This window comes from Moorena producens 3L (genome assembly GCF_000211815.1).
GTDB lineage: Bacteria > Cyanobacteriota > Cyanobacteriia > Cyanobacteriales > Coleofasciculaceae > Moorena > Moorena producens.
Window position 1 is genome coordinate 1 of record NZ_GL890817.1, and the last position, 9,408, is coordinate 9,408.

The following is a 9,408-nucleotide window of genomic DNA, read 5'->3' on the forward strand; positions in this document are numbered from 1 at the left end:
AAGTATTCAGCCGTCAGCCGTTGGCCTTTGGCCACGCTACTTGAGGTGCCGTCAGCCGTCAGCCGTGAACTTATTTTATTAAAAAGCACCTCGATTAGCACCATCTGTAGCGCATAAAATGTTGGCCTAGCCTGATCTACGGCCAATAGCTGATAGCTGTTCGCGTAGCGTGCGCGTAGCGCTTAAGCTGATAGCTGATAGCTGATAGCTTACATTTATTCTAGTCTTACAATTGTCAGTATTCTTAATCCTAGAGATTACGCGATCGCGTTAATCATCATATAATTTATATGACGACCATTTAAAGTCTAAAGTTTCGCCAATTTTACTGGCGTTATCAGTGGGCAATCAAGTGGGCAATCAAGTGGGTAATCAAATTTCTTTCATCAGAGACTGTACCAGAAAACTCCAAGCCAAGTTTAATGCTATTTTACAAGAAAGCAAACTTTTTTTTGGTGTGACATGGAGATGAGTTTACTGCGAAAATTTAGCTTGACACTGGTTTCATTCCTTGCACTTAGTCTCCCAGCTGGCAAGGGATTTGCCCAAAGCTTTGGGGGGATATATCAGGAGATTTCTATCTCTGAAGTGCCAGCTCCTGCTATCACTGCGGCCACTGTTGCTGCTGGTGTCTCACCCACGGATGCAGCAATCGAGATTGGGGCTGATGGCAAGCTAATCTATGGACTGAGTGGTCAGAACTCCCAGGGTAACCGCTTTGAAGTGGATGTCAATGCCATTGGGGAAATTCAGCAGGTTGAAGAAGAAATTGACCAGAGTCAGGTACCCCCACCAGTACTCAAAGGTCTAAGAGTCTGGCTACCTGACTTCCAGCCTACTGTGATTAGGAGGAGCGTCCGGGCCACAGACGTTATATACGAATTCAATGGTAAGGATGTGCAAGGCAACAACCTTCAAATTGAAATGCCCTCTAAGGGTGGCAGGTTGATACTATTTACCTATTGAACCAGGGACTAACTTTACTGTGCTTGGTGTAAACCGGGTGCATCTCATTAAAGCTGTTTGACCCGGTGGCTGGAACGGGCATCTTGGTGGAACGGGCATCTTGGTGGAACGGGCATCTTGGTGGAACGGGCATCTTGGTGGAACGGGCATCTTGGTGGAACGGGCATCTTGGTGGAACGGGCATCTTGGTGGAACGGGCATCTTGGTGGAACGGGCATCTTGGTGGAACGGGCATCTTGGTGGAACGGGCATCTTGGTGGAACGGGCATCTTGCCCGTTACAATAACCCACCCTACTCCACTACTATGAACCAACGGTGATGTTTTGATTCACTGCTTGAATGGCTTGGCGAGCAATATCCTCTGGAATCCTGGTGTACCCTAGTTCCCCGTTGAGGTCCTGACCTTTAGTGAGAATCCAATTAACCATATCTTTTATCCCCTGGGCTTTGGCCTGATTGGGGTACTTCTGGTACAGTAGCAGCCAAGTTAGACCCACAATTGGATAACCATCGGCTGGATCGTTAAGTTTGAGGGTGAAGTCCTGGTTAAACTCCACATTGACCAGCCCTTTACTGGCTTGGTCAAGGCTAGGCTTGATATAGCGACCCTCTTGATTTTCAATCCTAGCGCTAGGGAAGTTGTTTTCTACAGCATAATTAGCCTCTACATAGCCAATGGCACCGTCAATCCGCCGCACTTCCCCAGCTACTCCACCATTTTGAGGACGGCTTGAGAAGACCTTGAAGCCCCAATCTGGTGTTGGGCTAGGTTTGATCAGACCATGGGTAATCGCACTCAAGTACTTGGTGAATATGAAACTGGTACCGCTACTATCTGAGCGCACAACAACTTTGATGTCTCTTCTGGGCAGGTAAGTGTTAACTTGCTTCCAATTACCAATTTGACCAGTAAAGATTTTCCCTAAAGTATCGCGAGATAGTCTGACAGAAGTCACTACACCTTGGAGATTGTAAATGACTGACACAGCTCCCCCCGCTGTTGGCACCATTTGCAAGCCCCGTTTCATCTGACTTTTTTCCTCATCGGTTGGGGGCATATCAGTGCCAGCGAAATCAACAGACTCGTTAATGAATTCCTCAATACCAGTACCACTGCCAATGGTACTGTAATTTACATTAACGCTGGTTTCTTGTTGGTATTGGGAAAAGTAACGCTGGTAAAGGGGTTGGGGAAATGAAGCACCGGCACCAAACAATGGTATTGCACTTGCTGCCTTGAGTGAAATCAATACAATGGCAACTGTAACTGTTAAGGTTATCAATGTCCGACGGGACTTGATTACAGCTAAAATCATTTGTCTAGAAATATTAAGAATAATTCAAGGGGTAAGCTATCAGCTAATGCGCTACGCGCACCCTATGGGAATAGCTTATGGTCATGGGAAAACCATGACATTTAAATTTTTGTTAAGTGATTCAGGATTAGCTCCGACCGCACCTTAAGTGAAGCAGGGATGATAGTTGCTGGAGTTATGGGATTGACCGTAGGTCACGCTACGCGATGAAGCTTCGCTTCCGCTAAAAGCGATCGCTTTTGTAAATGTTGCGTAGCTGGAGTTATGCGATTGGCCTTTGGGCCACGCTACGCGATGAAGCTTCGCTTCCGCTAAAAGCGATTGACCGTCGGTCACGCTTCGCGATCGCATGATCCTTCTTAAACAAATTATTAGCTGGAATGAAAATCAAGGGTAAGCACAGTAAGAAGAAGTCGTCACCTGGGCAGATTAGTTTTCTGGAGAGCCTGTGCCAGGTATCGGAAAACCCGGAAGTGCAAGAAGTTGCGGAAAAGTTCGTTCGTGCCAACTCTTTCAAGCCTTCTACTTAAATTTGCACTTGTTTAAATTTATGCTATTCTGTTGTATGTGGTTCTTCTCCCACCCACACCCCAACCCTCTTCCTTAATTAAATTTGTGGGTGTCGCAAAATATATAAATCTAAAATATATAATAGAAAATTAATCAATTAGAAAATTAATCGAAAAATATACGTCACGAAAAATTAAATCGAAAAATATACGTCACGAAAAAATATACGTCCAGGAATCGAAAAGTCCCCCGAATCCAAAAGTCCAGGAATCGCGAAGCGGAATCAAAAAATCTTTATTTATTTCATAATTTCCCCAATCGCGAAGCGGAATCCTGCTGTCTGGTAAATTTAATTCCGCACCGAATCGCGAAGCGGAATCCTGTCTGGTAAATTTACAAAGTGTCGTCAAATTCCGGAATGGCGGCGTCCACGAATTGTTAATCGTGGCCGACTGCTGACAGGCAAACCACCCGAGGCAAACCACCTCTCTCCACTAAATTGCCAACTTATTGGAAAAGTTGGTGCGGTTGTTGTGGTGCGGTTGGTGCGGTGGGTAGATAAAATTAAAAGTGTCTTAGTTGCCTTCGCCTCGTCTTCGTGCCAACTCTTTCACCACCCCTCGAAAATTTGCTATATTGTATGTGGTTTCTTTCTCCCGCACCTTGAAAACCCGCCAGAATTACTTGCCTCAGCGCGTTACCAGACACCACAAAAATCGAAAATTTAATACCTTTAAGGGAGTAGCGGCAGAAAGAAATCCGTTTGGTGGCTAGCGCTTGGTGTATTCGGCACTTGAAATGGAGTACCTCATGAGAGGCTCTCGTCTAGAAGTAGAAGTTAATACTTCTCAATTACTTCAGACGCTGGACAGCTGCCTTGAGTCAGCTAGCCAGGGTCAGCCCCATATTATCACCAAAGATGGTGAACAGTATGCGGCTGTCATTTCAATGCCTGAATACGCCCAGTTGCAGTACTATCTTCGGCTTTTGGATTCAACCGCATCACAATTGTTGCAGGAAGCTGAGGATAAGGCGTTGGACTCTGAAGAGTTGTTAAGGAATCAGTCTTCTCCTCAAGACAGCCGACCATTGGGGACTCCTTCTGAAGGAGCTCAGAATGAAGATTGCCGTCATAGAAACAGAACAAGTCCGCTGCGTCAGAAGTCATTTACCTCCTCAGTCCTACACCGCCTATCGAAACTTTTTAGATAGGTTGCGCAAGGGCGAAAACATAGTAGGAGAGAGGCCAGTACCCAATTTCCATAGACCTAACTGCTATCATTTCCAGCTGTCTACGGGAGATTTGATCATTTATTGCGTAGAGCACAAAAGGATTTTGTGGTTTGAATTAACTGAGATAACTGTTGAGGTTTTGTTTCCCAAGGAAAAGGTTGATCAAATAGTTACTCTTGCTCTTGCTCTCATGCACTCTGACCCTGCCAGACCGCCTCAAAATTTACTGCAGCAATTCCTGAGTTCGAGTATATCGATAGCAGATAACTCTCAACGCCTAATTTTCGCTGTGCAATTAGGAACGAAACTTGTGGAATTTATTCTGACTATTGGTATTGTCATGTTGATGCTTTTGCCCCAGTTAACTTCTAGTCCACTGGAAGAAAAAATTCAGCCACCGACCTCTGAGTCTGGGGCAGTTACAGAGGAACGTGATCAGCTCGCTGATACTGAAGACAATCGCAGTCCTTGATCTTACTCTTTTGGAATCTTTACCCTACTTTGGTGATTATCCATTTATAAAAATCGACCTACCAGTAGTTTATAAAACAGATTTTTAAGGGAAATATATTAAGAACAAACGTCATCCATAGTCTAATATGAATATATGACAAATAAGAAAGCGATCGCGGCAGTTTGTAATGGTGCGATCGCTTTCATACAGCTTTTGAATAAAAAAGTAACCATTTGTTTAGTATGAGTGACGTTGCTGAATCTTTTTTTGAATAGGAGTAGAGTGGGCATCCTGCCCGCTCGAAAATAAGCATGAAACTGGCAAGATGCCAGTTTCACGCAAGATGCCCATTCGACCTCACTCTTAAAATCATTCCATTATTAAGCAACGCTGTATTAATGAGTCATTAGTAAATAATCACGATTCGGGATTATACTTAACCTAGACACAAACCGTTACATCTCGAAAACTACTTCTGTCCTATTCCCTTTTGCCTGTTCAACACATCTGGCCTAACCTTTAATTATATCAAATCTAATCACAAATTCGTTCGATAAAAGTACCCCAAAGGGTACTGTCAAAGGATTATTGTATTGCTCATAATCAAAATAGCACTGAAATATTATTGCACCTAAATAGTTAGGGTGGGCAATTATTCCACTCTAAGATTAAGCTAGGGATAACTTAATATACCCTTCAGCTATTAGCTATCAGCTATCAGCTATCAGCCATTCGCGTAGCGTGGCCTTTGGCCAAGGCATGTGGCCAGACTACGGGAAAAGTTTATGCCCATAGCGCAAAATACTTGAGCTGCTTTTGAATAAAATAAGCTGACGGCTGATCACTGACGGCTGTTCGCGGAGCTTGCGCGTAGCGCTATATTGCCGAAGCTACGGCTAGTGACAGTGGTGCAAGATTTCAGGGAAAGCAACTAAAGTAAACCATTGAGTTAGGTATATATCCTAAATTTATAGTTATGAAAGACTATAGCACTCTCGAAAGCAATCTCGAATCAGAACAAACCGATTTTTGTGAAGATTGTCACCAAATTAACCTGATAGATAATCAACTTGAAACCCTGATCCAGACACAAGCGATCGCAAAAAATCGATTAACTACTGTTCGACAGGCTCCTGGCTGCTCTACTTCTGTTCTCCGGGGACTAGACCAGCAGCTGATTGATGAAATGAAAGCATTGCACCCAATAGCTTGGTGAGTTTTGCCGACCTAGATGTGGCTAATGGTCCAGCAGTTCACCCTTTCCTTCAGGCAGCAGCTCAGCAGTCCCTGGCACGGGCAATTAAGGCTCGTGGTCGCACCCTTTCGGTAAATTCTGGTTACCGAACTATTGCTCAGCAACTAATGCTATTCAATCATGGTAAAGTTAGACGGTGTGGTATTCGTTTGGTGGCCCCTCCTGGTAAAAGTGATCACCAACGTGGTTTAGCAATAGATATCAATGACCACCAAGGCTGGAGACCCTATCTAGAGCGGGAAGGGTGGAAGTGGTTTGGACCTGGAGACGAGCCTCACTTTAACTATACGCGCAGAGCAAGACGAGACCTAGGTCGTCTTGCTATAAAAGCGTTTCAGCGACTCTGGAACCAATATAATCCGGACAAACCCATTGCTGAAGATGGGATTTTCGGACCAAATACTGAAGCGCGACTGAATCAAGCCCCCATAGTTGGCTTTGGAAAAACTAACGAATCTCTTCCAGAGAGAAGACTCAGCCTGACTAAACCTTATCTCGAAGGTGATGATGTTCGCGAACTTCAGGAAGCTTTAGTTAAAGCAACTATTACTGTCGAAGTAGATGGCGTTTTTGGTCCGGCTACTGAGGAAGCTGTTAAGGAATTCCAGAAGCTCAAGGATTTAACAGTAGATGGGATTGTCGGACCTGCCACTCGCTCGGCTCTGGGATTGTGACGTTATAGCAAGAGAAGTATAGTTTACGACATAGTATTTCGGTTTAAAGGGAACAGGGAATAGGGAATAGGGAACAGAAATATGTGTTAATCTTTACTTCGACTGCTATATTTGTGAACTTATTATCTCTCTTCTGCCTAGAGTCACAGAAGAGAGATAAAATCAGATCAGTAAAATTAAGATTAAGTCTACAAACCAGTTAAAGGTACCAACTACTAAGCCGAAGCCAGTGCTTGCGATCGCTTCTGCTTGTGCCTGCACTCGTGCCAACAGTTGAGAGCCTCAGATCCGGACATCAACCGGTAAATTGCGCTGATTAACTCACCCACATAGCTTAGAGCACTAAGGGTTACCGATCCAGTTATTAAGATTAGTAGCCAATTGATCAATAACTGTTGAATTAGTGAAAAAATAGAATTCATTGACAATCGTCTCATTTAATAGTAATGACTGGTAGGAGGAGTAAGGTTATCTAATGATTATCCGATCTACCAGTCAGATTGTGAAGTCGTTAATTTTACCTTACTTAGTGTCAATTGTCAATACCTGTTGGTAAAAGATAATTTAGCTCAATAGTCGGGAGCATCGTCTATTATCTATGGAAAAGGAAAACCAAAAGAATCAAAAGAATCAAAAGACTAAAACTAGAGTCTCCAAAACCTGGAATCTTGTCAGGAACTTTGGCTTAAAGGCAATTCCAATTATGATGGTAAGGAATTCTCTGTTTGAGGAATCAGAACTTACCCTCAATTTCTTAGTCTTAATCATTAGCTCTTGCTTAATTGCTACATTTGGACTAGTGCTCGACAGTGCTGCGGTGATTATTGGAGCGATGATTATTGCTCCTCTGATGTTGCCTTTAAGAGGATTGTCCTTTGCTACCTTGGAAGGAGATTGGCAACTGTTACGGCGTAGTTTTGTTTCTATTGCTGTAGGCACCCTACTGGGGATAAGTTGTTCTTGGTTAGTTGGTACAGTTATCGGATTCCCTGAATTTGGAGCCCAAGTTTTAGCAAGAACTCAACCTAATCTGATTGATTTACTAGTTGCGATCGTGGCCGGGGGAATTAGTGGTTTCTCTAAAATTCGTCCGTCTTTAGAAGATGCGGTACCAGGGACAGCAATTGCAGTAGCCCTCATGCCTCCCCTTTGTGTCGTTGGGTTAACCCTATCCCAGGGAGAATGGGCCTATAGTCAGGGCGCATTTCTCCTCTATATTACTAACCTGATTGGGATTAACCTAGCTTGCATGATCGTCTATGTCTTTAGCGGGTATGCTCAGAGTACTGAACTCAGCCGGTCTTTAAACTGGGGATTCTCGTTAGTGCTGATTGCTGTATTAGTCGTGCCCCTAGGACTTACCTTTTGGGACGTGCTTGAGCAAGGAAGAGTTGAGGAGCCAGTTCAGGAATTGATTAATAAGAGTCGAGTGTTTAACAAACCAGGTATAACAGAAGTTTCTACTTGGAAGATCAATCGGAAAACTAATCCTCCTTCTATCGAAATGGATATCCGTTCAACAAAACCGATTACATCGGAACAGGTACAGAGGTTTGAGGATTCGGTTAATATTAAGCTAGGTAAACCCTTTAAAGTGAGAGTTGAGGTTACTCCATTTATACCAGTGGAATCGCCTAATCCTAAACCTAATTAACTTGAATTGGAGTAAGCATTCAGCTGTCAGTGGTCAGCTGTCAGCCTAATGCTTACAGCGGTTTTAAATTCGGTCAGGTACAAAGTTATGGGTTTTAGGGAGCAGGGAATCGGGAATCGGGAATCGGGAATCGGGAATCGGGAAAAATACTGTGTACCTCACTTATGATTATAATTGCTATAATTTGAGCATAGTTTACCTTAGTAAAACGGATCAAGTGATATTTATTTGATGACATAAAAGGACACAAATAATGGCAATAATGGAGCTTTTTGGGGATGATTAGTAAAATTAGTAATACTGGTAGTAATACTGGTAAATTATTCACTATTGGTCATTCTAATCTCAGTATTGAAGATTTTATTGCTTTACTGAAGCAGCACGAAATTACGGCGGTGGCTGATGTGCGATCGCATCCTTACAGCCGTTACTTACCTCATTTTAGTCAAGCCCCCCTCAAGGCTGAACTATTGTCGGCAGGAATTCGCTATGTGTTTCTTGGTAAGGAGTTGGGGGCAAGACCGGCTGATCTCAGTTGTTATGTTGGTGGTAAAGCGTTATATGAAAAAATTGCGGCCACTGACCTGTTTTCAGCGGGTCTTAAACGGGTAATTCAAGGGGCTGAAACTTACCAAATTGCCTTGATGTGTGCTGAAAAAGACCCGATCACTTGCCATCGGACAATTTTAGTCTGCCAACATTTAGTGAAATCCGGGTTAGAGATTAATCATATTCTCAATGATGGCAGCTTAGAGTCCCATCAGGATTTAGAAGAAAGGCTGCTCAGCTCTCATGGGTTAAATGATTCCCAAATCAATCAACCGAAGCAACTTTCCCTATTTGATGACCCGACATCTATGGATAAGTGGGAGAATTGCTCTCGGGAGGATAGACTTAAGGAAGTTTATCATAGGCAAGGGGATACTATTGCTTATCAAGTAAGCAGTCAGCAGTCAGCAGTCAGTGGTCAGCCTAATGCTTGAAATAAACCTTTCGTAGGGTGGGCATAGCGCTATAGCTGATAGCTGATAGCTGAGAGCTGAGAGCTGAGAGCTGATAGCTGATAGCTTGCCTTATCAAGACCCTGACTATGAATAAAACTATTAATTTATTTACAATTGGGTTTACTAAAAAGAGTGCTCAACAGTTCTTTGAGCTTCTGATTAATGCTGGAGTAAGGCGAGTTATCGATACGAGACTGAATAATAAATCTCAATTAGCTGGTTTCACAAAAAAAGACGGATTTTGAATACTTTTTGCAGCAAATTGGGAATATTGACTATATACATCGTCTAGAATTGGCTCCGACCAAGGATATCCTAAATACCTATAAAAAAATAATAGG

9 protein-coding genes and 1 pseudogene are annotated in these 9,408 nt (G+C 43.2%); 9 read left to right on the plus strand and 1 reads right to left on the minus strand.

Annotated features, from left to right (window positions below; all coding sequences use genetic code 11):
- Nucleotides 1–468 precede the first annotated feature (468 nt).
- Together LYNGBM3L_RS00770 and LYNGBM3L_RS00775 are read left to right on the plus strand one after the other, a co-directional pair.
- Complete coding sequence (locus LYNGBM3L_RS00770; RefSeq protein WP_044491842.1) at nucleotides 469–966, plus strand: hypothetical protein; 498 nt, start codon at nucleotides 469–471, stop codon at nucleotides 964–966.
- Nucleotides 967–1,031: 65 nt separating this feature from the next.
- Nucleotides 1,032–1,286 (plus strand): hypothetical protein, encoded by a 255-nt coding sequence (locus LYNGBM3L_RS00775; RefSeq protein WP_044491843.1) that lies wholly within the window; start codon nucleotides 1,032–1,034, stop codon nucleotides 1,284–1,286.
- Here the strand turns inward: LYNGBM3L_RS00775 and pstS are convergent.
- Nucleotides 1,270–2,283 (minus strand): phosphate ABC transporter substrate-binding protein PstS, encoded by a 1,014-nt coding sequence (pstS, locus tag LYNGBM3L_RS00780; RefSeq protein ID WP_008177852.1) that lies wholly within the window; start codon nucleotides 2,281–2,283, stop codon nucleotides 1,270–1,272. The two genes, LYNGBM3L_RS00775 and pstS, sit on opposite strands and share 17 nt — an antisense overlap.
- Nucleotides 2,284–3,603: 1,320 nt before the next feature.
- Here pstS and LYNGBM3L_RS00785 point away from each other — a divergent pair.
- From LYNGBM3L_RS00785 to LYNGBM3L_RS50070, 7 genes and pseudogenes are all read left to right on the plus strand, one after another.
- Complete coding sequence (locus tag LYNGBM3L_RS00785; protein WP_044491844.1) at nucleotides 3,604–4,005, plus strand: type II toxin-antitoxin system Phd/YefM family antitoxin; 402 nt, start codon at nucleotides 3,604–3,606, stop codon at nucleotides 4,003–4,005.
- 124 nt (nucleotides 4,006–4,129) lie between these two features.
- A complete protein-coding gene (locus LYNGBM3L_RS00790; RefSeq protein ID WP_044491846.1) occupies nucleotides 4,130–4,498 on the plus strand; it encodes a hypothetical protein in 369 nt (122 codons plus the stop codon).
- A gap of 958 nt (nucleotides 4,499–5,456) precedes the next feature.
- Nucleotides 5,457–5,696, plus strand: a complete 240-nt coding sequence (locus LYNGBM3L_RS00795) for a hypothetical protein (protein ID WP_008177861.1) — start codon at nucleotides 5,457–5,459, stop codon at nucleotides 5,694–5,696.
- Nucleotides 5,693–6,409 (plus strand): peptidoglycan-binding protein, encoded by a 717-nt coding sequence (locus LYNGBM3L_RS00800; RefSeq protein WP_008177862.1) that lies wholly within the window; start codon nucleotides 5,693–5,695, stop codon nucleotides 6,407–6,409. Before LYNGBM3L_RS00795 ends, LYNGBM3L_RS00800 begins: the two co-directional genes overlap by 4 nt.
- 598 nt (nucleotides 6,410–7,007) lie before the next feature.
- Complete coding sequence (locus LYNGBM3L_RS00805) at nucleotides 7,008–8,063, plus strand: DUF389 domain-containing protein (RefSeq protein ID WP_008177864.1); 1,056 nt, start codon at nucleotides 7,008–7,010, stop codon at nucleotides 8,061–8,063.
- A 278-nt stretch (nucleotides 8,064–8,341) separates the two neighbouring features.
- Complete coding sequence (locus LYNGBM3L_RS00810; RefSeq protein ID WP_008177866.1) at nucleotides 8,342–9,046, plus strand: DUF488 domain-containing protein; 705 nt, start codon at nucleotides 8,342–8,344, stop codon at nucleotides 9,044–9,046.
- A 107-nt stretch (nucleotides 9,047–9,153) separates the two neighbouring features.
- A pseudogene (locus LYNGBM3L_RS50070) lies at nucleotides 9,154–9,408 on the plus strand (DUF488 family protein); the annotation flags it as partial.

Bases quoted from the DNA above. Each gene is read 5' to 3' on its own strand.
- LYNGBM3L_RS00770 (WP_044491842.1), top strand. From the start codon at position 469: ATGAGTTTACTGCGAAAATTTAGCTTGACACTGGTTTCATTCCTTGCA.
- pstS (WP_008177852.1), bottom strand. From the start codon at position 2,283: ATGATTTTAGCTGTAATCAAGTCCCGTCGGACATTGATAACCTTAACA.
- LYNGBM3L_RS00785 (WP_044491844.1), top strand. From the start codon at position 3,604: ATGAGAGGCTCTCGTCTAGAAGTAGAAGTTAATACTTCTCAATTACTT.
- LYNGBM3L_RS00795 (WP_008177861.1), top strand. From the start codon at position 5,457: ATGAAAGACTATAGCACTCTCGAAAGCAATCTCGAATCAGAACAAACC.
- LYNGBM3L_RS00805 (WP_008177864.1), top strand. From the start codon at position 7,008: ATGGAAAAGGAAAACCAAAAGAATCAAAAGAATCAAAAGACTAAAACT.
- LYNGBM3L_RS00810 (WP_008177866.1), top strand. From the start codon at position 8,342: ATGATTAGTAAAATTAGTAATACTGGTAGTAATACTGGTAAATTATTC.